This window comes from Devosia sp. A449, assembly GCF_054489375.1.
In genome coordinates, this window is sequence record NZ_JBTMWU010000002.1 from 256,292 (window position 1) to 282,317 (window position 26,026).

Consider the following 26,026-nt stretch of genomic DNA (forward strand, 5'->3'; position numbering starts at 1 on the left):
GATGCGGGCCTTTTTCTTTAGGTATCCAAATGCGTGGTCACCGCATGGGTGGGGCGAAGCTAAAGCGCTGGCTGCAGTGAAAATTCGAAGTGTATTGCAGCCTTGTTTCCGCCGCAGCTTCTCGTCCATATTATCACCTTGAGCTTGGGAGGGTAGGAATGGGTCGTTTCGCCACGAATCTGCGTTGGCTGGGTCTGGCTGTCTTGCTGGGGCTCGGAACCCCCGCCGCGCTGGCCGCCGACCAGAAGATAACCCTGCTCGAACACACCGACCTGCCGGGCTTCGATTACGCCATTATCCGCGATACCGATCTCGATGCCTGCACCTCCGCTTGTGCCGAGGACGAGATCTGCCGGGCCTTCACCTTCAATACCCAATCCAAATGGTGCTTCCTCAAGGGCAGGGTCGGCGAAGAGACCGAGTTTGCCGGGGCCACCTCTGGACGCGTCAGTCGCGCACCCTCGCCGGCCGTCACCGAGGCCGTGCGCCAGGCTGAACTGCCATTTCCGGCGCAGGCCGTTATCGAGAATGCGCAGCGTTTCGCTGCCAACCTCCCCATCACCGATGCGCCACCGCCCAAAGGGGTCTATGTCAATCTTGTTGCCGCTGGCGATGAGGCCGCCGCTGCTGGCGATCAGGTCAGCGCCATGGTGGCCTATCGCCAGGCGCTGGCGGTCAATGCCAATGATCGCGCGGTGTGGCAGTCCTTGGCGCAGGCTGCGCTGAGCCGGGCCGAGGCCGTTGCCGGCCAGACCCAGGGCGAGACGAGCGGCGACCTGGCACAGGTCGCCACCTCTGCCGCCATGAACGCCTTCCTGCGCTCCAGCGACAAGCAGGATCGCGCCGATGCGCTGGCCGCGCTGGCCAACGGCTTGGAATATCGTGAGTACTGGCGGCAGGCCATCGCCAGCTATCGGCTGAGCCTTAGTCTGGCGCCAAATGCGGCCGTTGCCACCCATCTTGAGGATGTGGTGGCCCAGCACGGCTTCCGCGTGACCAATCATGTGGTTGATGCCGATGCCGCCGCGCCCCGCGTCTGCGCCGAATTCTCCGATCCACTGCCCTATGGCCACACCGATTTGTCGGCTTTTGTCGTGGTGGCCGATACGCCGCAGGCGGCGGTGGAGCCCGAGCAGCAGCAGATTTGTGTCGAGGGCCTGCAGCATGGCGGGCGCTATTCCATTCGGCTGCGCGCCGGCCTGCCGTCTGCCGATGGCGAAACGCTGGGCCGCGACGTGGTGCTCGACGTCTATATTCCCGACCGCTCGCCCTTTGTCGGCTTTGCCAATAATGCCTATGTGATGCCCGCCGGCCTCGGCGGCGGTCTGCCGATCACCTCGGTCAATGCCGATACTGCGGAAGTCATGATCTATCGCGTCGGCGACCGTTCGATTGCCACCGCCGTGCGCGACGGCATTTTCCAGGGCAGCCTGACCGAATATGACGCCGAGGACATTGCCGACCGCGTCGGCGAGCAGGTGTGGACCGGCGAGGTCGATCTGGCGCGGGGCGAACCCAATGCCCTGACCACCACCGCTATTCCGGTGGCCGAGACGCTGGGCGATATGCCGGCCGGCGCCTATGTCATCACGGCCAAGATCAAGGACAAGGTCTCCGAATATTGGGATAGCATGGCCACGCAGTGGTTCATCGTCACCGATCTGGGCCTGACCACTATTGCCGGCGATGATGGCGTGCATGCCTTTGTGCGCGGTCTCACCGATGCTCAGCCCATTGCTGGCGCCAGCGTTCGGCTGGTAGCGGTCAATAATGAAATCCTCGGCGAAACCACAACCGATGCTGATGGCCGTGCCGTCTTCGCGCCCGGTCTGGCCCGGGGCAAGGGGGGCAGGGCACCGCAATTGCTGGTGGCCGAAACTGCCACTGGCGATTACGCCTTCCTCGATCTAAGCCGTACGGCCTTCGATCTGACTGATCGCGGCGTCGAGGGCCGACCGTCGCCCGGTCCACTGGACCTGTTCGCCACCACTGAACGCGGCGTCTATCGCCCCGGCGAAACCGTGTATCTCACGGCGCTGCTGCGCGACGAACGCGCCGAGGCCGTCACTGGCCTCAAGCTGACCCTTGAGGTGGAGCGCCCCGATGGCGTGGTCGCCAGCCGGCAGGTGCTGAGCGATGAAGGCGCCGGCGGCTATTTCGTCGCCCTGCCGATGGTTGAAGAGGCGATGCGCGGCTCGTGGACCGCTTGGCTCTATGCCGATCCCAAGGCGGCAGCGCTGTCGAGCACCAGCTTCCTCGTAGAAGATTTTGAGCCCGAGCGGCTGGCCTTCGATATCACCGCCGCTGATGCGCCGTTGGAAATCGGCGCCGTCACCGAAGTCGATGTCGCCGCAAAATATCTCTACGGCGCCACTGCGCCAGGCCTCGATATCGAGGCCGACGCGATCATCCGCCCGGTGACGACGCTGACCGGCTTCCCCGGCTACACTTTCGGCCGGACTGACGACACCATCGAAACCAGCCGCGAACCGCTCGGCGTGGTCGGTACCACCGACGAATCCGGCAATGCCGTGGCCGAACTGACCCTGCCCGAACCGCAGGCCACCACCCGCCCGCTCCAGGCGCAATTGCTGCTGCGGCTGGTCGACACCAATGGCCGCACCATCGAGCGCAGTCTCAGCCGGCCGGTGCTGGCTGAAGGCGACCGCCTTGGCATCAAGCCGGTCTTCGCTGATCCTTCGGGGTTGGAGGAGGGCAGTGAGGCCCAGTTCCAGATCGTCGCCGTCTCGCCCGAGGGTGACGCAGTGGCCAAGTCCGGCCTCAACTGGACCATCTCCCGCATCGAAACCCGCTATCAGTGGTATCGCAATGGCAGTTCTTGGCAGTGGGAAGCCATCACCACCAGCCGCGACGTCGACAGCGGCACCGTGGACACCCCCGACGGCGGCCCGGTCACCATCGGCGCCAATGTCGATTGGGGCCGCTACCGCGTCGAGGTGGCCAGCACCGGTGAGGACGCCACCTCGTCCAACTATGAATTCTATGCCGGCTATTATTACGCCGATGCCGGCAGCGACACGCCCGATACCTTGCAGGTGGCGCTCGATAAGCCGGCCTATCGGGTCGGCGAAACCGCACAGCTCAAGCTCGATCCGCAATTCGCCGGCACCGCGCTGGTGATGGTGATGGATAATCGCGTCATCGCCATGCAGGCGGTGGAAGTCCCCGCTGGTGGCACCACCGTGCCGCTGGAGGTCACCGACGAATGGGGCCTCGGCGCCTATGTCACGGCGATCCTCTATCGCCCCGCCGACGCCACCGAAAAGCGCATGCCCTCGCGGGCTTTGGGCCTGGCCTTTGCCGATGTCGACCCCGGCGACCGTCAGCTCGACGTCAAGCTGACGACGCCCGACGTCACCCTGCCGCGCCAGAGTTTCACCACAACGGTAGAACTGGGCAATCTGGCCGCCGGCCAGACGGCGTATGTCGCCGTCGCGGCGGTGGATCTGGGCATTCTCAACCTCACCAATTTCAAGGTGCCGGACCCTGACGGCTGGTATTTCGGCCAGCGTCAGCTTGGCATGGAGATCCGCGACCTCTATGGCTCGCTGATCGATCCGACCCAGGGCTTGGCCGGGGCCATGCGCTCCGGCGGTGGCGGTGGCGGGGCGCGCCTCGGCACGCCTCCGCCCACCTCGGTCCTGGTGGCGCTGCATTCCGGCATCGTTCAGGTCGACGCTGACGGCAAGGCCAGCATCACCTTCGACATGCCTGACTTCTCCGGCACGGTGCGGGTCATGGCCATGGCCTGGACCGACACCGCCGTTGGCCATGCCTCGGCTGATGTGATCGTCCGCGATCCGGTCGTCGTCACCCTCAGCCCGCCGCGCTTCCTCCGCGTGGGCGATGAATCGCGCCTGCTGGTCGAGGTCAATAATCTCGACGGCGCCGCGGGGACTTACGGCGTTGCGCTCGCCACCGGGGACGGCATTGCCACCCCCGATGAGAGCAATGATGTCGAACTCGCCAAGGGCGACCGCACATCCTTCAATCTGGCGCTGAACGGCATGCAGATCGGCGATTGGCCGCTCGTCGTCACCATTACCGCGCCCGATGGCAGCACCCAGACCAAGGAACTCCTCCTCGGCGTGCGGCCGACCAGCGCGCCGATGACCACCAGCCGCCTGCTGCCGATTCCGGCCGGCGACAGTGTCACCGTGGGCAGCGATGTCTTTGACAGCCTGATGGCCAATACCGGCTCAATCACGCTGGCGATTGGTCCGCTGGCGCGGCTCGACGTGCCCGGCCTGCTGCTGTCGCTCGACCGTTATCCCTATGGCTGTTCCGAACAGATTTCGAGCCGTGCGCTGCCGCTGCTCTATCTCAACGATGTGGCCAAGCTGATCGGTACCGAAACCGATGACAGTCTGCGCCAGACCGTCACCGATGCCATTGCCACGCTGCTGTCCAAGCAGAGTTCCGGCGGCGGGTTTGGCCTGTGGGCGCCATTCGATGGCGGCGATCTATGGCTCGACGGCTTCGTCACCGACTTCCTGCTACGCGCCAAGGCAGGGGGCTACACGGTGCCGGAACAGGCCATGACCATGGCGCTGGATAACCTGTCCAACCAGCTGTCCTACGCTGCCGATTTCGACAATGGCGGCGAAGACGTGGCCTATGCGCTCTACGATCTGGCGCGCGCCGGCTGGGCCGCCATGGGCGATCTGCGCTACTATCACGAGGCCCGCCTCAAGGCCTTCGGTTCGCCGCTCGCCCAGGCGCAACTGGGTGCCGCTCTGGCGCTTTATGGCGATACCACCCGCGCCAACTCCGCCTTTGCGGCGGCGATGGACGGGCTGGCCGCAGCCGACAACCCGCGCAAATATCGCCGCGACTATGGCAGCCATTTGCGCGACACCGCTGGCGTGCTGGCACTGGCGGCCGAGTTCAAGCCGCAAAGCGTCGATGTGGGCGCGTTGGCCAATCAACTGGCCAAGCTGCGCGACCGGGCCACTTACACCTCCACCCAGGAGGATAGCTGGACCCTTATGGCCGCAGCGGCACTCGGCGCGGCGGCCAGCGATGGCTCGATCATGCTCGATGGCGAGGCGCTCACCGGCCAGGTCTATCGCCGCTACGAGCAAGCTGGCTTCACTCCGGTGGAGATTGCCAACACGGGCGCCAATGCCACCGAGGCCAAGCTGTCGGTGACCGGCTATCCCGCCACCCCACCCGATGAATCCAGCAATGGCTTCACCCTGATCCGCGAATATTTCCTGCCCGATGGCACGCCGATTGATCCCGAGGCAGCTCCCATCGCGCAGAATGAGCGGTTGGTGGTGGTGCTGACGGTGCGGCCACAGAATCTTGGCTCGGGCCAGTATCTGCTGGCCGATCCGCTGCCGGCGGGCTTCGAGATCGAAAATCCCGACCTGTCGGCTGCCGGTGGCGTCTCCGACTTCAGCTGGCTCGATCTCGACGGCGCCAACCATGTGGAATCGCGCACCGACCAATATGTTGCCGCCTTCCGCTACTTTGATGACTCCGGCAGTTTTACCACCGCCTATCTGGTGCGGGCGGTGTCGCCCGGTCAATTCGTGCTGCCCGGCGCCACGGTGGAAGACATGTATCGCCCCGAATTCCGGGCGAACACTGCCGCCGGCAGCATCGAGGTCACGCCGACCGGGCCATGAGTGACACGGCGGTAAATTCGCTCGAACCAACGCCGCGTCAGCCCCGCAAAGGGCTGGCGCGGTGGCTGACACTGACCGGCTTCGCGCTGTTTGTCGCTGCAGCGGCAAGTGCGATCCAGCTTAATTCCGTCATTTCGGACATCGCCTCTACCCTGCCGCCAACGCCTGAGCTGGCCACTATGCCGGTGTCGGTCGCCGTCACGGACCGCAACGGCTTGTTGCTGCGCCCCTTCACCACGCGCGATGGCCGCTGGCGGCTGCCGGTGGATCGCACGGCCGTCGATCCGCGCTTTCTCGATATGCTGATCGCTTATGAGGATCGAGGCTTTGCCGAGCATGGCGGTATCGCCTGGTCGTCCATGCTGCGCGCCGCCAGCCAGTTCGTTGGCGCCGGGGGCAGGGTGGTGTCGGGCGGCTCGACGCTGACCATGCAGGTGGCCCGACTGATCGAAGGCCAGCCGACGCGCGACGCCTGGGGCAAACTGCGCCAGATGGTGCATGCCGACCGGCTGGAGCGTGCGCTCGACAAGGACCAAATCCTCGATCTCTATCTCACGCTGGCCCCCTATGGCGGCAATATCGAGGGCATTCGCGCCGCGAGTCTGGCCTATTTCGGCAAGGAGCCGACCCGGCTCACCACCGCCGAAGCCGCCTTGCTGGTGGCCCTGCCGCAATCGCCCGAGGCCCGCCGCCCCGACCGCGATCCGCTGGCCGCCCAGCGCAGCCGAGACATGGTGCTCGACCGGCTGGTGGCTCTGGGCACTTTGGCCGAGGAAGAAGCCATTGCCGCCAAGCGCGAGCCGGTGCCCAGTGCCCGCCGCGACTTCCCCATGCTGGCCGCCCATATGGCGGAGCAGGCCACTCGCGCTCAGCCGACAGCGCGCAGCGTGGCCCTCACCATCGACAAGCGCCTGCAGGATGCGCTCGAACGGCTGGCCGCCGGCCGGGCGCGGCTGATCGATCCCAAAGTGTCGGTGGCCATCGTCGCCGCCGATATTGCTAGCGGCGAAATCCTCGCCTCGGTGGGTTCCGCCGGGTTGTTCAGTGCCGAGAGCGCTGGCTATGTCGACATGACCAACGCCATCCGCTCGCCCGGCTCGACGCTCAAACCATTGATCTATGGCCTCGCCTTCGAACTGGGCTTGGCCCATCCGCAAAGCCTGATCGAAGATCGCCCCACCGCCTTTGGCGCCTACGTGCCGGTTAATTTCGACGGCTTTAGTCGCGGCACCGTTTCCATTCACGATGCGCTGACGGAATCGTTGAATATTCCCGCCGTGGTGGTGCTCGACGCGGTCGGCCCGGCCCGATTGGTGTCGCGCCTGCGCCGGGCCCATGCCGATCCGCGTCTGCCGGTCGATACTGCCCCCAGCCTTGCTGTTGGTTTGGGCGGCGTTGGCATCACCTTGCGCGATCTGGTGGCCGTCTATGGCGCCATCGGCAATGGCGGGGTGCCGATCCAGCTGCATGATGGCATTCGGCCCGCGCCGCTGCCTGAACTGGCTGCGCCGGTGCTCGATCCGCTTTCGGCCTGGTATGTCGCCGACATTCTGGCCGACGTGCCGCCGCCGCTCAATGGCTCGCCGGGGCGCATCGCCTACAAGACCGGCACCTCCTATGGCTATCGCGATGCCTGGTCGATCGGCTTTGACGGCAAGACGGTGATCGGTGTCTGGGTCGGCCGCCCCGATGGTGCGCCAGTGCCGGGCCTGTCGGGCATTTTTGGCGCCGCGCCGATCCTGTTCGAGGCCTTCGACCGGCTGGGCAATCGCAAAGCCCCGTTGCCGCGCGCCCCGGCCGGCGCCATCTTTGCCTCCAACACCGAGCTGCCGGCCCCGCTGCGCCGCTTTCGCCACCCCAATGAATCGGTGGTTGCCCGTCATGCCGCGCCGCAGATTGCCTTTCCCGGCGATGGCGTCGATGTCGATCTGGGGCTGGCTTCGGGCGATATCTCGCCGCTGATGATCAAGGTGCGCAACGGCGTGCCGCCCTTCACCTTCTTCGCCAATGGTGCGCCCTTCGGTCGCCCCGATTTCGCCCGGCAAAGCCTGTGGGAGCCCGATGGGCCCGGCTATGTGACGCTATCGGTGGTCGACGCCGAAGGGCGGGGTGACACGGTGACGGTGTTTTTGAACTAACGCTTAAAATCCGAACACGGTGGTCAGGCTCGACTGGCCATTGCCATTCTGGTTGCACTGGGCATTGGTGTTCTGGCCGAACTGGAACAGGCCACAATTATTGTTGTTGCCGTTCTGCTGGATGGTGCCCTGGTGGCCATTGCCCTCCTGCACGATCAGCCCGTGATTGCCGGAACCGGACTGGTTGAAGCCCGCGGCATTGAAGCTGCCATTCTGGCTGACATTGGCGCCGCTGGCCGAGAGGCCCTTGAACAGCGAGAACATCTGCAGCCCCATGCCCAGCGCCTGCTGCTGGTCGGGATCGCTGGGGGTGAAACTGATCGACACCTGCCCGGCGGCCATGGCGGGGGCGGTGAGGCTGGCAGCGCCGATGACGATGGCGGCAAAAACGGCGGCGGCGGTTTTGGTGAATTTGGTGGTCATGTCTCTCTCCCTGAGGTGCTTGGCTTTGCTGGGTGTTCCAGCCGATGACTTGACTTTAGAGGGGGCTGACTGAACCGATCTGGAGTGGGTTATTCAGATTTCGTTCACCGATTTCTTTGCGCCAAACTAAAGAGGCCCCAGTCGCCTGGAGCCCCTTCAGCTAGTGTGATGGTGTAGATTCACGTCAGACTCGCAACATCCTGATCGCACATGATTTTTTGGCCGCCGGCGGTGATTTCCAGACTGACATCATAGTTGGCGCCGGCATTGAGCATCACCTTGCCCAGCGCCGTCACTTCATTGGCGGCGGCGGTGAAATGGCCGCCCTGGCTGATATTGGACGAGCCGCCATTGCTGGAACTGCGAATGGCGAAGCGGTAGTCGCCGCTCACGGCCACCGGGCTCAGAATGCTGCCTTCGAGGGTCAGCATGCCGTGTTCGGTGGTGCTGGTGACGCCGCATTTTGTGGCGGCGGCGGTGGAGTTGGCGAGGCCGGCGCCGGCGGCGATGGTGGCGAGCGCCAGGCCGAGCAGGATGGCGCTGCTGCGCCGGGTTGGGATGGTCATGGTTTCCTCCTCAAACGCGCCGGAGGGCAAAGCCCTGCCGGCCATTGGCAATGCATGTCAGCACTGATCAGGGGCAGGCCTGGACGAAGGCGGTGACGTTGCCGGCGCCGTGCTGAACCACATTGGCGTTGCAGCCATTGCCCACCTGCACGCCGGCAGCGATGTTGCCATTGCCGTCCTGGGTGATCACGGCGGTGTGGTTGTTGCCGAACTGGCCGACGCCGCCGGCATTGTTCCAGCCGTTCTGCCAGACATCGCCATAGTTGTTATTGCCCTGCTGGCCGATGGCGCTGACATTGTTGCCGCCGGTCTGGTTGGAAATGCCGGTGTTCCAATTGCCGGTCTGCTTGACGCCAAACTTGTTGTTCCAGCCACTCTGGGCGCCGCCGACGGCGTTGCCGAAGCCGAACTGGTCGATGAAAATGTCGTTGGCCATGGTGGGGGCAGCAGCGCCAGCAAGGGCGACGACAGCGACGGTGGCGATGATGAGCTTGCGGATCATTTGGTCTCTCCTGTTTGGCTGCGCTCCCTCCGAGCGCTTCTTGCCGATGACACGAGGATTAGCCGATTGATTTGGAACGGCTTCTGAGCGGCGAATTCAGTTTGCGTTCATCGGCAAGGCAATGCTCCGGGTCATGCCGATGGCTTCGAGAAAATCGGCGTCGTGGCTCACCACCAGCAGCGCCCCGTCATAGCCCCGCAGCCCGGCTTCGACCTGCTCGATGGCCTGGATATCGAGGTGGTTGGTGGGCTCGTCGAGGATCAGCAATTGCGGCGGATGATTGCCGCCAATGGTGCAGGCCAGCCCGGCGCGCAGCATTTCGCCGCCGCTCAGCGTGCCGGCCAGTTGCAAGGCCGCATCGGCGCGGAACATGAAGCGGGCCAGCGCCGAGCGACAGGTGTTTTCGTCGGCATCGGGATTGAGCGCGCGGAAATTGTCGCGGATGCTCAGCGTTGGGTCGAGCAGGCTCACACTCTGGTCGAGCATGGCATGGGGCACCAGAATGCGGGCCACGCCGGCGGTGGCCGGCAGGGCGCCGGTCAGCAGCCGCAGCAAAGTGGTTTTGCCCGAGCCATTGGGACCGGTAATCGCCACCCGTTCAGGACCGATCAGCGTCAGCGACAGGTCGCGGATGATCGTGCCGGGCCCGCCGCTCAGACCATCGGCCTGCAGCACAGTGCGGCCGGCGGGTAGGCCGGTCGGGGTCAGCGTCACCGACAAAGGCGTCAGGATTTCCACCTTGGAGCGGGCGTCTCTCGCCGCGTTGACAGCATCGCCGCGCAGGCGGTTGGCGAGGCGAGCGCCTTCACCGCTGGTGTTCTCGGCATTTTCCTTCATGCCGCCCAGCATGATCTTCGGGATATCGCCCTTGGCCGCCTTGCGCTTGCCGGCGCCGTCCTTGCGCGCCTGCTTTTCGGCGACCGCCTGGATTTTGCGGTCGATCTCGGCGACCTTGCGTTCAGCGGTGCTGAGGTCGTGTTCGGCCGAGGCCAGTTCGAGCGCCTTGCGCTCGGCATAGTGGTCCCAATTGCCGCCATAGGTTTTTGCGCCCAGCGTGGTCAGCTCGACAATGGCATCCATTTCGCGCAGCAAAGCGCGGTCATGGCTGACGACAATGGCCGCGCCGCGCCAACGATGCAGCAGATCGACCACCGCCTGCCGTCCATCCGCATCGAGATTGTTGGTCGGCTCATCGAGCAGGATGATGGCCGGAGCGCTCAGGATCAGCCGGGCCAAAGCCAGCCTGGTGCGTTGGCCGCCACTCAGCGTGGTCAGCAGGCGGTCGGGCGCATAGGCGGGCAGGCCGACTTCAGCCAAAGCCGCCTCGATGCGGCCCGGCAGGGTCCAATCGGCCTCGCCGGCATCATCGACGCTGCCAACGCCCTGTTCGAGGCGGTCGAGCCGGGCCAGCGCAGCGCTGACGCCCAGATGGTCGGCGACACTATCGTCGGGCAGTACCTGCACAGATTGTTCCAACATCCCGATACTGCCCTGGATTGTAACCGATCCGGCAGTGGGTTGGATAAGTCCGGCAATGAGGCGGAGCAGGGTGGATTTGCCCGTGCCGTTGCGGCCGATCAGCCCGGTGCGTTGATGGCCAAAGGCGAGGTCGAGACCGGAAAAGAGCGGCTGGTTAGCGGGCGTCGAATAGGTGAGCTGGTGCAGGGAAACGGAGGTGAACATGGGCGGATTCCAGATGAGCGATGCAAGCGAGGCAGTCGTTCATCGTGAATTCCATGGGGTACCGTCCGGTCAGTGCTGCGTGTGAGGGGAAAATAGGGCAGGGGGCGGGGATGTCAAGGTTGGCCTCTCACCTCTCCCTTTGGGGGGAGAGGTCGGCGCGCAGCGCCGGGTGAGGGGGCCTTTTCTAAATACCGTATTCTGCGAAGGCCCCCTCACCCGACCCAAGAGGGTCGACCTCTCCCCCAAGGGAGAGGTGAAGGGTGCCTAAGCCAGATAGCGCCGCTGCAAATGGGTCTTGAAGAACTCGGCGTTCAGCGGTTCGCCGGTGGCGCGGGTGATCAGGTCGGGGGTCGACCAGCGCGAGCCCTGGCTCCAGATGTTGTCGCTGCGCCACTGATTGACGCCGCTGAAGTCGCCGCCGGCGATGTCGTTGCGCAGATTGGGCTGCGCCTTTTCCAGCGCCGCCCATTGCTGGGCGGCAATCATGGCGCCCAGCGTGTAGCTGGGGAAATAGCCGAAGGCGCCGCCGGGCCAATGCACGTCCTGCATTGGGCCATCCTTGGGGTCGTTGATGGTGGAAATGCCGAGATATTCGGTCATCTTGGCGTCCCATGCCTCGGGAATCTGGCTGGCTTCCAGCTTGCCATTGACCAGATCCTGCTCCAGCTCGTAGCGCAGGATGACATGCAGCGGGTAGGTGACCTCGTCGGCATCGACGCGGATATAGCCGCGCTGCACGAAATTCACTTCGCTCAGAATATCGGTGATGTCCCAGCCGTGGATGGCGTCATCGCCCAGATGGGTATGCACCAGCGGCAGGGCGAATTCCCAGAATTCGGGGCTGCGGGCGAGCTGCATTTCCACGAACAGGCTCTGGCTCTCATGGATGCCCATGCCGCGCGCCTTGCCGAGCGGCCAATGCGACCACTCCTTGGGCAGGCCCTGCTCGTAAAGCGCGTGGCCGGTTTCGTGCAGCACGCCCATCAGTGACGACAGGAATTCATCGGTGCGATAGCGCGTGGTCATGCGCACGTCGCTGGGCACGCCGCCGCAGAAGGGGTGATGCGAGACGGCGAGCGAGCCATGGGTGAAATCAAACCCGACGGCGCGCATGGCGGCCAGCCCGAGTTCGCGCTGCTTTTCGATCGGGTAGGGGCCGTTGAGCGTCTTGCGTGGCCGGCGGGCCAGCCTTGCCTCCTGCGCCGTGAGGGCGGCAGGCACGAAGCCTTTGAGGAAGCTCTTGAGATCGGCGAACACGCCATCCAGCTCGGCGGTGCGGTTGCCGGGATCATACTGGTCCATCAGCGCGTCATAGGGCGCCAGTCCCAGTGCGTCGGCGCGCAATTGGGCTTCCTCACGGACGAGGCTGACAACGCCTTCCAGTGCGGGAAGAAAGCTGTCCCAATCGCCCTTGGCGCGCAGTTCGCGCCATAGCTGTTCAGAGCGCATGGTGGCGGCGGTGCGGCGCTCGACAAACGCGGTGGGCAGGCAGGTGGCGTTGATATATTGCCGCTTGAACTCGGCCAGCGCGAGGGTCTGGTCTTCGCTTTCGGGCTTGGCCGCGTCGATCCAGTCGGCGATTTCGGGGGCGGTGGCCTGGGCGTGATACATGCCGGCCAGATTGGCCATGGCCTCGGCGCGTTTCTCGCCGCCGCCGACCGCCATATGGGTGGCTTCATCGGCCCCCAGAATGGACAGCGCATGCTCCAGCGCTTCGAGCTTGCGGCCGAGATCATCGAGTTTCTGGAAGGACATGGCAGACTCCTGAAGATAGAAACTGTGATGTTCCACAGCGCGGCGCAGGGGGCAAGCGTGCCGAAGCGCCGCCCGGCAACAGCCGGTCGGCTTGGAAACAGGCGGAGCCCCGAGGCGGCGACCGCCTCGATGTAATGTAAAATAGTGAGACGGCAATCGCCTCGGGGCGTCGGGTTTTTCTCGGAAGGCAGACCGCAAGCCCCAGCATGGACCCGTAGCCCCATGCCAGAAAGCCCCATCCGCACAGCCCAGGGCGGAGCGCGACCTCCCCCCTCCCGACCGTCTTGCCGGACACCGGTCGCTGCAGCGCCGCCTGTATCCCGGAAGATGAGGGGGAGTATGCGGGAGGTTTTGGGGGCGGGGATAAGATGGATAAGTTGGGGTGTTCCGGGCTCGCCACAAACGCAATGTCATCCCGGCCTTGAGCCGGGACCCATCCTGAGATGGGTGGGCCGACCACCTTGCGGCTGTGGCACGATCTCGGGATGGGCCCCGGCTCAAGGCCGGGGTGACATCGTGGGTGAGGCTGCATCTACCAAACACTGCATTCGCAGGGGGATCCGCCCCAAGCGCAATCAAGAGTGCGGCTGCATCGGCGGTCGCACCGAGAGCCGTACCCGAAAAGGGGACGAGGCGCAGCCGGGGGGACTGCGCCTCTGGGGACAGGGCCTTCTGGCCCTGTCGGGGAGCCCTGCCGCGCCATTGGGGGAATGCGCGGCAGAGAATGCGGGGATGGTTAGAAAGGGAGGATGGCGTCCAGAGCCTGCTGGCCGTAACGGGGCTGCTGCACATCGGTGATCTGGCCGCGACCGCCATAGGCGATGCGGGCTTCGGCGATCTTGGACGAGTGGATGGTGTTGTTGGCCTGGATGTCGGAGGGGCGGACGATGCCGGCGACGATCAGGTCGCGGACTTCGAAATTCACCCGCACTTCCTGGCGGCCTTCGATCACCAGATTGCCATTGGGCAGGATCTGGGTGACCACGGCGGCAACCGAGGTGGCCAGGCTTTCCGAGCGGTTGACCGAGCCATTGCCGCGATTGGACATGCCCGAGTCGAATTCGATGGCGGCCGAGGGGTCGATGCTGCCGGCGCTGACATCGTTGATGGCGGCGCCCAGGATGCCGCCCATGCCGGCGGAGTTGCTCGAGGAGCGCGTCGACTGGGTGGTGTTGGCGATTTTGGCGCTGTCATTGACCGTGACCATGACGGTCAGGATGTCGCCGATGCGGTGGGCGCGCTCATCCTTGAAGAAGCCACGGGCCGAGGTGCGATACAGTGAATTGGCCTGATAGGTGTCGGCGATGGCCTCGGGCATCGGCATGTTCACCGGCTGGTAGCCGGCCATGGTGGTGGGGTTGGTGATGGCGGTCAGCGGCGGGGCGCTGCCGACCGAAGCCAGCCGATCCATGGTGTTGCAGCCGGCGAGAGCGGCGGTCAGCGTCAGGAGCGTGGCGATTTTGAAGAGGTTCATGGGACTGGTTCCTGAAGACTGCTAGAGGCCCGCCAGGGCGAGCGGATCGGCGTTGACTTCGACGGCGCCGGCAGAGAGCACGGCGGCGCTGATGACGCGCTTGGACATGAGATTGAGCACCTGCACCCGGCCGCCAGCGGCAGCGCCGGTGATGGCTTGCCCCTTGACGGTCAGGGTCAGCGGACCCTTGCGGAAATAAATGGTCACGAGGTCGTTCTTGGCGACCAGCAGCGGCACCGCCACATCGGAGGGCTTGAGCAGCATGCCGTCGCGGCTCTGGCGCAGCAGGGTCTTGCCGATCAGGTCTTCCACCCGGGCCACGCCGGTGCTTTCGACGAATTTCAGCGGCACCGGGCGCAACTGGATATTGTCGGCGGTGAGCAGCGTGCCGGCGGGCAGGTTGGCAGTGATGTGGGGAACCGCGACCATCAGCTCAATGCTGCCCGACAGGTCGAGCGGCTGCGCCAGGCCGGCGATGGCGAAGCGGGCGGTGAAGGCGCCGTTGCCGGGCAGGTAGCGCAGGTTGATGAGGCTAGCCGGCTGGGCGACGGCTTCAGCGTAGATCGGGGCGACGCTGCCGCTGAACATGGTGTCGACGGTCATGTCGCTGGTGATGATGCCGCGCGACGCCAGATCGGCGGCGATCAGGCTGGAGAGCACGGCCTCATCGACGATGGCAGCGGTGCGGCTGACGCGAACGCTGGCTAGGCCATTGGCGGAGAATTGCTCGATGCCGATGCGGCCCAGAGCAGTGTCGATATCGGCGAGCCTGACCAGGCCGCTGGTGCCCGGCTTGGGGGCGCGGAACAGCGGCTGTTCGGCTGCGAGGCCGGCGTCATCGAACATGTCGCCGACGGTGACGACCGACGCCGAGACGACGATGTCGGCCTTGAGCACCGGGGCGGCGCAGGCGGCGCTGGCAAGCAGCAGGCTGGTCAAGGCGGCGAGAGTGAAACGCAGCATGGTCATCGCTCCCTTAGCGCAACTGGCTCGTCGCCTGCATCATCTCGTCGGCGCCGGAGATGACGCGAGCGTTCATCTCGTAGGCGCGCTGAGCGGCGATGAGGTCGGCGATTTCGGTGACGGAATTGACGTTGGCCATTTCCAGGTAATTCTGCAGCAGATTGCCGGTGCCGTCGGCCTGGGGCACGCCGACCTGGGCCGGGCCGCTGGCGGCGGTTTCGACAAACAGATTGTCGCCCAGTGCTTCCAGGCCCGACTTGTTGACGAAGCGGGCGAGCTGGAGCTGACCGAGCTGGGTGGGAATGGTTTCGTTGTCGAGATAGGCGCTGACGATACCGTCCTGCGAGATGGCGATCGAGGTGGCGGTGCCCGGCACCACGATGCCCGGTTCGATCGGATAGCCGGTCGAGGTGACAATCTCGCCCTCGGCCGAACGCTCGAATGAGCCGTCGCGGGTATAGGCGGTGCGGCCATCGGGCATCTGCACCATGAAGAAGCCTTCGCCACGAATGGCGACGTCGAGCTCGCGCTCGGTGATGTTGACCGAACCCTGGCTCATGACGCGCGGGGTGGAGACGGTGCGCACGCCCGAACCGATTTCCAGGCCCGCCGGCACCATGGTGCCCTGCTGGGAGGTCGGGGAGCCGGCGCGGGTGATCTGCTGATACAACAGGTCCTCGAACTCAGCGCGCTGGCGCTTGTAGCCCGTGGTCCGCATGTTGGCGATGTTGTTGGAGATAACTTCGACGTTGCGTTCCTGGGCGCTCATGCCGGTCGATGCGATGTAAAGAGCTTTCATGGCAGGTCCTCAGGCTTAAGCGTTCGTGTCGCCGAGACGCTGGATGGCGTTGCGGCGCAACTCATCCTGCTTCTGGGCCAGGCTGGCGGCGGATTCATAGGCGCGGGTGACGCGGATCATCTCGGCCATTTCGCTCACGCCGGAGACGTTGGACTTCTCGATGAAGCCCTGCATGACGCGGGTATTGGTGGCAGCCACCGGGACGCCGCCGGAAAACAGATTATTGCCTTCGCGGCTGAGGGCCTGCGGGTTGTCGAATTCGACGATGCGCAGACGGCCCTTGATGCCGACGCTGGAGCTGACCGAGCCGTCGGCCGCGATCAGGATATCGGTTTCCTCGGGGCCGAACTGGATCGGGCCACCCTCGCCGAGCACGGCATTGCCGTTGAGGTCGACCAGCGTGCCATTGGCGTTGAGCTGGAAGGCGCCGGAGCGGGTGAAGCGTTCGCCGCCAGGAGTCTGCACGGCAAAGAAGCCGTCGCCATTGAGGCCGACATCGAATTCGCTGCCGGTCTGAACCATGGCGCCGCCGGACAGATCGTGGATGGTGGCCCAGTCCTGCACATAAGAGAGGGGCTGGTCGAGGCGGGGGAAATTCTGGTCGCGGGCGACCGGCATGACAAATTCTTCGAACAGAATCTGTTCGCCCTTGAAGCCGGTGGTGTTGATGTTGGCCATATTATTGGCCACCACATCCATCTGCCGCTGCAGCGCCATCTGCCGGCTGAGGCTGATCAGTTGCGCATTTTCGATCATTGCTGATCCCCGGAAAGTTAACGTCCCCGAGACCGCCGACTTCCCCAAGCCAACCGCCTCGCCCTTAACATTGCAGAAACCATGCCAGACCGGAATATTTAATAAAATCAGATAGATAGCTGTGCGTACTGGTTAAGCCTGCCGGATCAATGCTGCCGGATGCGGCAAAAGCTGCCCGGCAAATTTTGCCGCTTTGGGTCGGTTTGTAACCAATCGTTAACCATCGGGCGCTTAGCTGGGCGCAGTACCGGAATCGCCCGGGAAGCCTCAAATCTGGCAGGGTTGGCATGGCCGCTGAAGCAGAAGTCGACGAAAGCGCCCCAGCCAAAAAGGGGATTCCCAAGCTCTTCATCATCATTGGTGCCGCGGCGCTCGTGGTGCTGCTGGCCGGAGCAGGGCTGTATGTCTTTCTGAGTTCGTCCGCCGCGCCCACCGAAGAGGCTGCCCAGGCGGCGGCTGATGGCGGGCATGGCGCTGCGCCGGCTGCGGGCAATACCTTCATCTTCAACCTGCCGCCGATGATGGTGAATCTCAAAAATGACGGCGACGGCAGCGCCTTCATGAAGCTGCAGCTGGCGCTGGAAGTCGCCAATCAGGAGATGATGGTCGAAATCCAGCCGCGTATGGCCAAGGTGGTCGATGCGTTTCAGGTCTATCTGCGCGAGCTGCGCAAGTCGGACCTTGAAGGCTCGGCCGGGGTCTATCGCCTCAAGGAAGAGCTGCTGCGCCGCGTCAATGTCGCGATCTATCCCAGCCGCGTTGAATCCATCCTGTTCAAGGAAATCCTGGTGCAGTAATGACAGGCCCTACCGATCAGGACAAACTTGCTGACACTTGGGGGCTCGACGATGTCGCGGCCGCGCCATTGTCGGAAGACGAGATGACCGACGAGCAGAAGGCCGCTGCGGCCACTGCCGAATGGGCGGCCATGCTGGAAGGCACCGACGCCGATGGCGATGGCGGTGCCGACCGGGTGCTCAACCAGGACGAAATCGACAGCCTGCTGGGGTTTGACGCCAGCATCGGCAGCAATGTCGAGCTGACCGGCGTCCAGGCGCTGATCAATTCGGCGCTGGTGAGCTATGAACGCCTGCCGATGCTCGAAATCGTCTTCGACCGCCTGGTGCGGCTGGCGACGACGTCGTTGCGCAATTTCACCAGCGACAACGTCGAAGTCACCATGGATTCGATCTCCTCGGTGCGCTTTGGCGATTACCTCAATTCCATTCCGCTGCCCGCCATTCTCTCGGTCATCAAGGCCGAGGAATGGGAGAATTATGGCCTGCTGACGGTCGATTCCAGCCTGATCTATTCGATGATCGACGTGCTGCTGGGCGGGCGTCGGATCGGCGGCAATATCCGCGTCGAGGGCCGGCCTTACACCACCATCGAAATGGCGTTGGCCCGCAAGATGATCGAGATCATTCTTGAGGACACCCATCGCGCTTTTGAGCCGGTGACCAATGTCAATTTCAAGCTTGAGCGGATGGAGACCAATCCGCGTTTCGCCGCGATTTCCCGGCCCGGCAATGCCGCCATTCTGATCGAGCTGCGCATCGAGATGGATGATCGCGGCGGCAAGATCGAAATCCTGCTGCCCTACGCCACCATCGAGCCGATCCGCGAGCAATTGCTGCAGATGTTCATGGGCGAAAAATTCGGCCGTGACCCGATCTGGGAAGGTCATCTCGCCACCGAAATCTATGCCGCCGACGTCGAAATCGAAGCCGTGTTGCATGAGCAGAACCTGCCGCTGTCGCGCGTGTTGGCGATGAAGCCCGGCGACACGGTGATGTTCGAGCGTTCGCCCTCCGATCCGGTGCGCCTGCGTTGCGGCGATGTCGATCTTACCGAGGCCATTATGGGCCATATCGGAAATCATGTTTCGGTGCGGGTTTCCCGGCCGCTCAACCAGCCCAAGGTCACCATGGCGGCCTTTGAGGCGATCGACGAGAAACTGGAAGGACGATGATGTTCGGCTTGCCCCTAGGCCTGTTTGTGGAAGGCGCTGTCGCCATTCTGCTGGCGCTGACAATCGGCTATTGCGTCATCCTCAATGAGCGCCTCAAACGCCTGCATGCCGATAAGGACGTGATGCGCCAGATGGTGGCCGATCTGGTGGGCGCCACCAATCTCGCCAATCAGGCGATCAAGGAACTCAAGCAGACCGCCGTCGAGGCCGATCTGTCGCTGAATTCGCGGCTGGAAGAGGCCGAGCGTTTCGGCATCGAGCTGGCCCACCACGTCAATGCCGGCACGGTATTGATGGAGCGCATTGCCAAGATCACCAGCGTCGCCCGCCATAGCCAGACCATCGCGCCGGTCGAGCCGCCCAACAAGGTGCAATCGGCCCTCGAGACGCTGTCGGCCCGCGTTCGCAGCCGTGGAGCTGCCGCGTGACCAAAATTCGCCTGCTGCCGGTCGTCGTCATGGCCATCGCCGCGCTTCTGGTGCTCAAGACTCTGGGTCTGGTCACCAATGGCGGCTATGTGCTGACGGGTGTTGGCGTGGCGCAGGCGGCCGGGGCCAGCACTGACGCCGGGACGACCACCGAGGCCGATCTGACGGTGACCCCGGCGGGCGAGCCCACCATGGAAGACACCAGCCCGACGCTGGCCGATGACGCGCCAACGCTGGGCGCGCCGGCCGAGGCTGGGGAGATTGACGCGGCTTTGGGAGACCTGCCCGCCATCGCCGGGCCCGGGGCTGTGCCGCCGGCGGGGGCGATGAAGGCTTCAGGCGTTTATTGCCGCGAAGCCGATGCCACCCTGACCGAGACCGGCGAACTGATCCTCAAGCCGGTGGCCGGCGAGGATGCGGAGCATGCCGAGCCGGCCGTAGTGCCCGAGGGCAGCTTTGCCAACGCCATGGAAGCCGATTGCCTGCCATCGGGCGATGTGGTGCCGATGCAGCTCGCTGCCAATGGCGGCACCGAGCCGCTGAGCAACGCGTCCGGCACCACCGCGACCGAACAGCAGGTGCTGGAGCGGCTGGCCGCCCGCCGGACCGAATTGCAGCGCTATGAGCAGGATCTGGCACTGCGCTCGTCCATTGTCGATGCTGCCGAGAAGCGCATCGAGGAGCGGGCCGCCACGCTGGCCGCGCTGGAAGCGCAGATTTCGTCTTTGGTCGATCAGCGCACCGAGATGGAGGCGGGCCAGTTCGCCGGCATCGTGGCGATGTATGAAGCGATGAAGCCCAAGGACGCGGCCAAGATTTTCAACAATCTCGACATGGACGTGCTGCTGCGCGTGGCCAAGACCATAGCCCCGCGCAAGATGGCGCCGATCCTGGCGGCAATGGAGCCGGCCCGCGCCCAGGACCTGACGGTCAAGATGGCGGCGCTCGCCGACCGTCCCGCCACGGAGATGACCACGGATGATCTGGCGGCGCTGCCGCAGATCGTGGGTCAGTAAGGCTTTCCCCTTCGGAGTAAGGCGACGTTAAGCCGGGGACGCTAGGGTCGACGCGAGAGTATTGTGTAACCCTCGCGTTTTATGACCCCGGAGCCGAAGGCTTCGCCATGAGACGCGTCAGTGCGTCGGGCGGGCAGAAGCCGGTGAAGACCGCGATCAAGGCTGGTTTGCGGCGCGCGAAGCGGGTCGTGCTGATTGGTGTTGCCTTGGCAACGCTGGGTCTGGTCGTGCCGGCCATGGGCCAGCAGCAGGGCCAGCTCTTTGCCACCCAGGAAGACGGCTATGCTCGGCTGATCCTGAGTTTTCCTGGACGCGACAATCTTCCCAAATATACCATGCGGATCGAAAACGGCGTGCTGTCGCTGGAGTTCGAGGAGCAGGTGGCGGTCATCCTGCCCGATGTCGGCACCACCATGGCGCCGTATCTGTCGGTGGCGCGCATCGACCCCGATGGGAAGGGTCTGCGCATGGGTCTGCGCAAGGCATTCAGTTTCAACCGCATCGAGGCCGGCGAAAAGCTGTTCATCGATCTGCTGCCGAGTGATTGGCAGGGCATGCCGCCGGCGCTGCCGCAGGACATTATCGACGAGCTGGCCGAACGCGCCCGTGTCGCCGCCATTGCCGCCGAACGCCAGCGCAAGGCCGCCGATGTGATCGCGCTCGATCCAAAAGCCGATGTGCGGATCGGGCGCAACCCCACCTTTATCCGCGTGCAGTTCGACTGGACGGTGCCGACCGAGGCCAGTTTTAGCCAGAATGGCGAAACCAGCCAGATCGCCTTTGAATGGCCGGTCGGGGTGGATCTGCGCGATCTGGCGCTGGATCTGCCGCCCGAAGTCGCCGCGGTGGGCAGCACCATCACCGAGGATGGCGCGCTGGTCACGCTGAGCCTGGCCGAAGGGGTGACGCCGCGCTTTTATGAGAATTCGCCGCGCCAATTCGTGCTCGATATCGACATTGCCGGCATCGGCCTGCCCAGCTTCACCGCCGCCAGCCTGGTCGAGGCGCTGGCGGAGGAGCCCGTGCTCGCCAGCAGCGGGCCGGAAAGCGCCGTGGTCGACAAGCTGTTTCCCGGGAGCGCCGCCAAGCCGATCAAGCCCTTTGTCAGCGTGCTCGGCTCGACCGTGCGTGTGGTGTTCCCCTTCGAGCAGGATACGCCCGCCGCCGTGTTCCGCCGGGGCGACACCGTGTGGATGATGTTTGATACCGTGTCCGGCATTCTGCAGCCGGCCGATTCCCAGGAGCTGAATGCACTGGCCAGTGATTTTGCCGTGCTGGCTTCGGGCGATACGCAGGTGGTTCGGGTGGAGCTGTCGCAGGAGCGGCTGGCGACGCTGGGTTCGGAAGGCATGGCCTGGGTGCTCTCGCTCGGCGATATCATGCTGACGCCGACCGAGCCGATCAATCTGAGCCGTCGCCGCGACATGGAAGGCGATTTCGAGATCACGGCGGAAATCATGCGCCCGGCGCGCATCCATGATTTCCGCGACCCGGTGGTGGGTGACCTGCTCAAGGTGGTCACGGCCTATCCGCCGGCGCGTGGCGTGACCCGCTCGCTCGACTATGTCGATTTTTCGGCGTTGCGGAGCGTGCATGGTCTCGTGATCAAGCCGAAATCGCCGGATATCGACATCGCCATCGAAAACGAGCTGGCGGTGATTTCGCAGTCGGGCGGGCTGACGGTCTCGGCCATCGATACGCCACGCAGCATCGGCAGTGGCGTCACCGAAAGCCTGCGGGCCAGCTTTGTCGATCTGCGGGCGCTGGAAGAAAAGGACTATGGTGTCCTCACCAGCCATATCGGGGCGCTGCAGGTGGTGGCCGCCGAAGCCGAGGGGCGCGACCGCGATGTCGCCCGGCTCGAGCTGGCGCAATACTACGTCGCCAATGGCTTTGCCCATGAGGCGCTCGGCGTGCTGGATGTGCTCGAATCCGGCCTCAAGGCCGAGGAACTGACCCGCAAGCTGCGCCTTACCAGGGCGATTGCCGACACGCTGGCCTCACGCCCCGCCGACGCCCTGGGCATCCTCAATGGGACGCTGGGCCAGGAGGTCGATGCCCTGTTGTGGCGGACCATGGCGCGCGCCGATTTCCATGATTTCAAGGGCGCGCGCGCCGACGCGGTCGAGGCTAACAGCATCATCGAGAGCTACCCGCTCTGGGTGCGCAACAAATTCTCCTTTGCCGGTGCCCGTGCCGCCGTCGAGACCAATGACATGGCGCTGGCCGAGCGCTTCATCGACCAGATCGATTTCGCCACGCTCGATCCCGAGCAGGTGAGCCTCTATCATCTGCTCTCCGGGCGGATTGATGAGGGGCGCGAGCGGGTTGCCGAGGCGCTGGACACCTATGGGCAGGTGATCGCCGCCGATATCAGGCCTACCCGCGCCGAAGCCATTTTCCGCACGCTGCGCCTGCTCGACCAGCAGGGCACGCTCGATCTGGCCAAGGCCACCGGCACGCTCTCGGCCGAGGCGCTGTTGTGGCGCGGCAATCCGCTAGAAGCGGAGATGCAGGCGATGCTGGCCGATTTCTATTTCCGCCATGGCGATTATCGGCAGGGCTTTGAAACCGTGCAGCAGGCGGTGGCCAATTACCCGGAAAGCACGCCGGTCAATGCCCTGCGCGACGAAGCGCAGCGTATGTTCGGCGAATTGTTCCTCGATGGCGTCGCCGACTCGCTGGGGCCGGTCGATGCATTGGGCCTGTATTATGATTTCCGCCAGCTGACGCCGCCCGGCGCGCGCGGTGACGAGATGATCCGCAATCTGGCGCGCCGACTGGTGCGGGTGGATTTGCTGGCGCAGGCCGCCGAACTGCTCGAATATCAGCTCGACAACCGGCTGCGCGGTGTGGCCCGTACGCAGATCGCTGCCGATCTGGCCGTCATCTATCTGGCCGACCGCCGGCCGCATGAAGCGATGCGCGTGCTCAATGCCACGCGCCTGCCGGACCTGCCGGAATCGCTGCAGCGCCAGCGCAAAATTCTAGAAGCCCGCGCCATGATCGATGGCGGTCGCGATCAGCTGGCGCTCGACCTGCTGCGCGATATGGATGGCCGCGATACCGCGCTGCTGCGTATCGACGCGCATTGGAAGGCCAAGCGCTATGATCGTGCCGGCGAAATGCTGGAAGCGCTGTTTGCCGACCAGCCGGTCGGCACGCCACTGGCCCAGCCGGTGCGGCTCGGGCTGATCAAGGCGGCGGTTGGTTTCGCCCTGTCAGGCGACAATTTTGGCCTGTCGCGCCTGCGCGCCAAGTTTGGCGACGCCATGGTCGTCACTCCGGAATGGCCGATGTTCGATCTGGTGACCGGGCAGGTCGCCATCACCAGCCTCGAATTCAAGGCGGTGGCCAATCAGGTCGCGGGCGTCGACGGCATCAATGCCTTCCTCGCCTCGTATCGTGACAGCTATGGCGGGGAGGGCGCGCTGGCGCCGCTCAATGCCGCCGAGCCAAAGGCTCGTCTCGCGAGTACCGGCTAACCGCTGACGAAACTGCGCACCAGCGAGCCGGCGACCAGATACCAGCCATCGACCAGCACGAAAAAGATCAGCTTGAACGGCAGTGAAATCACCACTGGCGGCAGCATCATCATGCCCATGCTCATCAGCACCGAGGCGACCACCATGTCGATGACCACAAAGGGCAGGAACAGCAGGAAGCCGATCTCGAAGGCGCGGCGCAGCTCGGAAATCATGAAGGCCGGAATCAGCAGTTGCAGCGGCACCGCCTCGGGGGCGTCCGGCGCCGGGGCGTCGGTCAGGTCGTAGAACAGCGTCAGATCCTGCTCGCGCACATTGTTGCGCATGAATTCATGCAGCGGCGCGCTGCTCAGCTCGAAGGCCTCGGCGATTTCGATTTCGCCGGCCAGCAGTGGGGCGATGCCCTGGTCATAGGATTGCTGCAGCGTTGGCTGCATGACGAAGATGGTGAGAAACAGCGCGAGCGACACCATCACCGAGTTGGGCGGGGCGGTCTGCAGGCCGATGGCGGTGCGCAAGAGGGAGAGCACCACCACGATACGGGTGAAGCTGGTCACCATCACCAGGATGGATGGGGCCAGCGACAGCAGGGTGATCAGGCCGATGATCTGGACGGCGCGCTCGGTGAGCGTGGTGTCGTCACCGAAATCGATCGACACATCCTGCCCCAAGGCAAGGCTTGGAGTCAGCGCCAGCAGGGCCAGCGCAACGAGACCAGCATAGGGTGCCAGCCGCCGCAATCGCGACGGAGCCGCCTCAGTTCCGGTGAGCCTCGTTATTGTCTTCGACAAGGTCGGTGCCTTCTACGTCACGCCGCGCCTTGTCCTCTTTAGCTGAGTCGGCGGCTGGCATGACGGGAGGCGCAGAGTTTTCCGGGGATACTGGCATTTCCGTGTCGCTGACGGGGCGCAGCAGGCCGGTATGGCGCAGCGACAGGTGGGCGCGCTGGTTCAGCGGCTGACCGCGTTCACGCAATTGATCGACCACCGTGCCGGTCGGTTCGACGGGCGCAACAACGGTCGGCGCCGGGGCAGGGCTGGCCTTGACCGGCTTGCGCGTCGCCACCATCGGGATCGGGCGGCGGGTCGGCTGGGCTGCCGGGGCGTCTGCCACGGCAATGCCGGTTTCCACCACCAGATCCTGCGCGCCGCCGGTCAGAATGAGATGCTCCACATTGTCGCGCCGGATGATCAGCAATTGCCGCTTGGGATCGAGCGCCAGCGAATCCACCACCGCCAGCCGCCGGTTGCGGCCGCGCGTAACATTGCCGGAGGCCTTGGCCAGCAGCTTGAGCAGCCACAGCACCAGCACGATGGCGACGACGACGGCGCCAAGGGCAAAGACAGCAGTCAGGACAGTATTGCCCGAACCACCGAAGAGGCTGGTGATGAACGTCATATCGGCTCCAAATTCAGATTCGCCCGACTCCGGGCGGCATATCTTGCCTATCACATCTGGCGAATGTGCAGAATGCGAGGCTGAAACTGCCGTAACCCGCGTCGGTTAACGCTTGATTAACCATAGGTCGGCAAGAATTGCCCATCGCGCACTTATTAGAGACTCGCGGGGAGTTCGGCCATGGGCCTGATGAATATGCCGGTCTTTACCGCGCTTACCGACAAGATGCGCTGGCATCAGACCCGTCAAGGCCTGTTGGCCGAGAACGTGGCCAATGCCGAGACCCCCGGTTATCGCGGCCGCGATCTGGCGCGGTATGATTTTGCCAAGCAGGTCAGCGGCCTGTCCAGCGCCAGCGTCACCACTTCGGCGACCCAGCCGATGCATTTTTCGGTGTCGAGCAGCGAAGGCAGCGCCTTTGGCGCCCAGCGCATGGCCAATTTCGAAATCACCCCGGAAGGCAATGGCGTCACCCTCGAAGACGAGATGATGAAGGTCACCACCAATATGATGGATTATCAGGCCGCCACCACCCTCTACCAGAAGTCGATCAAGATCCTGAGAACCGCCATGGGCAAGCAGGGTTAGAGGTAGCGTCAGATGGATTTCAATTCTTCGCTTCGCATCGCCGCCACCGGGCTGCACGCCCAGACCGCCCGCATGCGCGTCATCGCCGAAAACCTGGCCAATGCCGATTCCGCCGGCAAAGCCCCGGGGGACGAGCCCTATCGCCGGCGCATCCCGACCTTCGAGACCACCTTCGATGCCGAAGTGGGCGGCAAGATCGTCGAGGTCGGGCGGTTGGCCTATGACATGAGCGATTTTTCTTCGCGCTACGAGCCTGGCCACCCGGCCGCCGATCCGACCGGCTATGTGCAATATCCCAACGTCAATCCGCTGATTGAAGCGATGGACATGCGCGAGGCCCAGCGCACCTACGAAGCCAATCTCAACGTCGTCACCGTCACGCGGCAGATGCTCGGGCGCACGCTCGACATTTTGCGCGGCTGACCG

The 26,026-nt window shown here is 64.4% G+C and carries 20 protein-coding genes; 9 read left to right on the plus strand and 11 right to left on the minus strand.

Annotated elements, in window-relative coordinates; all coding sequences use genetic code 11:
- Positions 1 to 158 precede the first annotated feature (158 nt).
- Entirely contained in the window at positions 159 to 5,654 is a 5,496-nt protein-coding gene (locus ACX3OW_RS06975) for an alpha-2-macroglobulin family protein (protein ID WP_459095036.1), read from the plus strand.
- Entirely contained in the window at positions 5,651 to 7,792 is a 2,142-nt protein-coding gene (pbpC, locus tag ACX3OW_RS06980) for a penicillin-binding protein 1C (RefSeq protein ID WP_459095037.1), read from the plus strand. Before ACX3OW_RS06975 ends, pbpC begins: the two co-directional genes overlap by 4 nt.
- 3 nt (positions 7,793 to 7,795) lie before the next feature.
- Here the strand turns inward: pbpC and ACX3OW_RS06985 are convergent, their stop codons facing one another.
- The 9 genes from ACX3OW_RS06985 to flgF all read right to left on the minus strand — a co-directional run bounded on the left by ACX3OW_RS06985 (position 7,796) and on the right by flgF (position 16,710).
- Positions 7,796 to 8,215, minus strand: coding sequence for a curlin (locus ACX3OW_RS06985; RefSeq protein WP_459095038.1), 420 nt, complete (start codon positions 8,213 to 8,215; stop codon positions 7,796 to 7,798).
- Between the two features lie 179 nt (positions 8,216 to 8,394).
- Entirely contained in the window at positions 8,395 to 8,781 is a 387-nt protein-coding gene (gene csgH, locus ACX3OW_RS06990; protein ID WP_459095039.1) for a curli-like amyloid fiber formation chaperone CsgH, read from the minus strand.
- Positions 8,782 to 8,848: 67 nt separating this feature from the next.
- Positions 8,849 to 9,283 carry a curlin gene (locus tag ACX3OW_RS06995; RefSeq protein WP_459095040.1) on the minus strand — a complete coding sequence of 145 codons (435 nt, stop codon included), beginning with the start codon at positions 9,281 to 9,283 and terminating at the stop codon, positions 8,849 to 8,851.
- 96 nt (positions 9,284 to 9,379) lie between these two features.
- Positions 9,380 to 10,966 (minus strand): ABC-F family ATP-binding cassette domain-containing protein, encoded by a 1,587-nt coding sequence (locus tag ACX3OW_RS07000; protein WP_459095041.1) that lies wholly within the window; start codon positions 10,964 to 10,966, stop codon positions 9,380 to 9,382.
- 264 nt (positions 10,967 to 11,230) lie between these two features.
- Entirely contained in the window at positions 11,231 to 12,721 is a 1,491-nt protein-coding gene (locus ACX3OW_RS07005) for a carboxypeptidase M32 (RefSeq protein ID WP_459095042.1), read from the minus strand.
- A 736-nt stretch (positions 12,722 to 13,457) separates the two neighbouring features.
- Positions 13,458 to 14,195: a flagellar basal body L-ring protein FlgH gene (flgH, locus tag ACX3OW_RS07010; RefSeq protein WP_459095043.1), complete on the minus strand. Its 738-nt coding sequence runs from the start codon at positions 14,193 to 14,195 to the stop codon at positions 13,458 to 13,460.
- 21 nt (positions 14,196 to 14,216) lie between these two features.
- Entirely contained in the window at positions 14,217 to 15,158 is a 942-nt protein-coding gene (gene flgA / locus ACX3OW_RS07015; RefSeq protein WP_459095044.1) for a flagellar basal body P-ring formation chaperone FlgA, read from the minus strand.
- Between the two features lie 13 nt (positions 15,159 to 15,171).
- Positions 15,172 to 15,957, minus strand: a complete 786-nt coding sequence (gene flgG, locus ACX3OW_RS07020) for a flagellar basal-body rod protein FlgG (RefSeq protein WP_459095045.1) — start codon at positions 15,955 to 15,957, stop codon at positions 15,172 to 15,174.
- A 15-nt stretch (positions 15,958 to 15,972) separates the two neighbouring features.
- Positions 15,973 to 16,710 (minus strand): flagellar basal-body rod protein FlgF, encoded by a 738-nt coding sequence (gene flgF / locus ACX3OW_RS07025; protein ID WP_459095467.1) that lies wholly within the window; start codon positions 16,708 to 16,710, stop codon positions 15,973 to 15,975.
- 290 nt (positions 16,711 to 17,000) lie between these two features.
- Here flgF and ACX3OW_RS07030 point away from each other — a divergent pair, with 290 nt between their 5' ends.
- The 5 genes from ACX3OW_RS07030 (at position 17,001) to ACX3OW_RS07050 (ending at position 23,614) form a co-directional block, all read left to right on the plus strand.
- Entirely contained in the window at positions 17,001 to 17,510 is a 510-nt protein-coding gene (locus ACX3OW_RS07030; protein ID WP_459095046.1) for a flagellar basal body-associated FliL family protein, read from the plus strand.
- Positions 17,510 to 18,685 (plus strand): flagellar motor switch protein FliM, encoded by a 1,176-nt coding sequence (fliM, locus tag ACX3OW_RS07035; RefSeq protein WP_459095047.1) that lies wholly within the window; start codon positions 17,510 to 17,512, stop codon positions 18,683 to 18,685. The genes ACX3OW_RS07030 and fliM overlap by 1 nt, the downstream gene beginning before the upstream one ends.
- Positions 18,685 to 19,113: a DUF6468 domain-containing protein gene (locus ACX3OW_RS07040; RefSeq protein ID WP_459095048.1), complete on the plus strand. Its 429-nt coding sequence runs from the start codon at positions 18,685 to 18,687 to the stop codon at positions 19,111 to 19,113. Before fliM ends, ACX3OW_RS07040 begins: the two co-directional genes overlap by 1 nt.
- A complete protein-coding gene (locus ACX3OW_RS07045; RefSeq protein ID WP_459095049.1) occupies positions 19,110 to 20,129 on the plus strand; it encodes a MotE family protein in 1,020 nt (339 codons plus the stop codon). Before ACX3OW_RS07040 ends, ACX3OW_RS07045 begins: the two co-directional genes overlap by 4 nt.
- A gap of 107 nt (positions 20,130 to 20,236) precedes the next feature.
- Positions 20,237 to 23,614 (plus strand): tetratricopeptide repeat protein, encoded by a 3,378-nt coding sequence (locus tag ACX3OW_RS07050; protein ID WP_459095050.1) that lies wholly within the window; start codon positions 20,237 to 20,239, stop codon positions 23,612 to 23,614.
- Here ACX3OW_RS07050 and fliP read toward each other — a convergent pair.
- Entirely contained in the window at positions 23,611 to 24,405 is a 795-nt protein-coding gene (gene fliP, locus ACX3OW_RS07055; RefSeq protein WP_459095051.1) for a flagellar type III secretion system pore protein FliP, read from the minus strand. The two genes, ACX3OW_RS07050 and fliP, sit on opposite strands and share 4 nt — an antisense overlap.
- Positions 24,371 to 25,012 (minus strand): hypothetical protein, encoded by a 642-nt coding sequence (locus ACX3OW_RS07060; protein ID WP_459095052.1) that lies wholly within the window; start codon positions 25,010 to 25,012, stop codon positions 24,371 to 24,373. Before ACX3OW_RS07060 ends, fliP begins: the two co-directional genes overlap by 35 nt.
- A 180-nt stretch (positions 25,013 to 25,192) precedes the next feature.
- Between ACX3OW_RS07060 and flgB the strand changes: the two genes are divergently transcribed.
- Together flgB and flgC are read left to right on the plus strand one after the other, a co-directional pair.
- Positions 25,193 to 25,600: a flagellar basal body rod protein FlgB gene (gene flgB / locus ACX3OW_RS07065; protein WP_459095053.1), complete on the plus strand. Its 408-nt coding sequence runs from the start codon at positions 25,193 to 25,195 to the stop codon at positions 25,598 to 25,600.
- 12 nt (positions 25,601 to 25,612) lie between these two features.
- Positions 25,613 to 26,023: a flagellar basal body rod protein FlgC gene (flgC, locus tag ACX3OW_RS07070; RefSeq protein ID WP_459095054.1), complete on the plus strand. Its 411-nt coding sequence runs from the start codon at positions 25,613 to 25,615 to the stop codon at positions 26,021 to 26,023.
- The last annotated feature ends 3 nt before the right edge of the window (positions 26,024 to 26,026 follow it).

Excerpts from the sequence above, each read along its gene's own strand:
- ACX3OW_RS06975 (WP_459095036.1), top strand. The coding sequence starts at position 159 with ATGGGTCGTTTCGCCACGAATCTGCGTTGGCTGGGTCTGGCTGTCTTG.
- pbpC (WP_459095037.1), top strand. The coding sequence starts at position 5,651 with ATGAGTGACACGGCGGTAAATTCGCTCGAACCAACGCCGCGTCAGCCC.
- ACX3OW_RS06985 (WP_459095038.1), bottom strand. The coding sequence starts at position 8,215 with ATGACCACCAAATTCACCAAAACCGCCGCCGCCGTTTTTGCCGCCATC.
- csgH (WP_459095039.1), bottom strand. The coding sequence starts at position 8,781 with ATGACCATCCCAACCCGGCGCAGCAGCGCCATCCTGCTCGGCCTGGCG.
- ACX3OW_RS06995 (WP_459095040.1), bottom strand. The coding sequence starts at position 9,283 with ATGATCCGCAAGCTCATCATCGCCACCGTCGCTGTCGTCGCCCTTGCT.
- ACX3OW_RS07000 (WP_459095041.1), bottom strand. The coding sequence starts at position 10,966 with ATGTTCACCTCCGTTTCCCTGCACCAGCTCACCTATTCGACGCCCGCT.
- ACX3OW_RS07005 (WP_459095042.1), bottom strand. The coding sequence starts at position 12,721 with ATGTCCTTCCAGAAACTCGATGATCTCGGCCGCAAGCTCGAAGCGCTG.
- flgH (WP_459095043.1), bottom strand. The coding sequence starts at position 14,195 with ATGAACCTCTTCAAAATCGCCACGCTCCTGACGCTGACCGCCGCTCTC.
- flgA (WP_459095044.1), bottom strand. The coding sequence starts at position 15,158 with ATGCTGCGTTTCACTCTCGCCGCCTTGACCAGCCTGCTGCTTGCCAGC.
- flgG (WP_459095045.1), bottom strand. The coding sequence starts at position 15,957 with ATGAAAGCTCTTTACATCGCATCGACCGGCATGAGCGCCCAGGAACGC.
- ACX3OW_RS07030 (WP_459095046.1), top strand. The coding sequence starts at position 17,001 with ATGGCCGCTGAAGCAGAAGTCGACGAAAGCGCCCCAGCCAAAAAGGGG.
- fliM (WP_459095047.1), top strand. The coding sequence starts at position 17,510 with ATGACAGGCCCTACCGATCAGGACAAACTTGCTGACACTTGGGGGCTC.
- ACX3OW_RS07040 (WP_459095048.1), top strand. The coding sequence starts at position 18,685 with ATGTTCGGCTTGCCCCTAGGCCTGTTTGTGGAAGGCGCTGTCGCCATT.
- ACX3OW_RS07050 (WP_459095050.1), top strand. The coding sequence starts at position 20,237 with ATGAGACGCGTCAGTGCGTCGGGCGGGCAGAAGCCGGTGAAGACCGCG.
- ACX3OW_RS07060 (WP_459095052.1), bottom strand. The coding sequence starts at position 25,012 with ATGACGTTCATCACCAGCCTCTTCGGTGGTTCGGGCAATACTGTCCTG.
- flgB (WP_459095053.1), top strand. The coding sequence starts at position 25,193 with ATGGGCCTGATGAATATGCCGGTCTTTACCGCGCTTACCGACAAGATG.
- flgC (WP_459095054.1), top strand. The coding sequence starts at position 25,613 with ATGGATTTCAATTCTTCGCTTCGCATCGCCGCCACCGGGCTGCACGCC.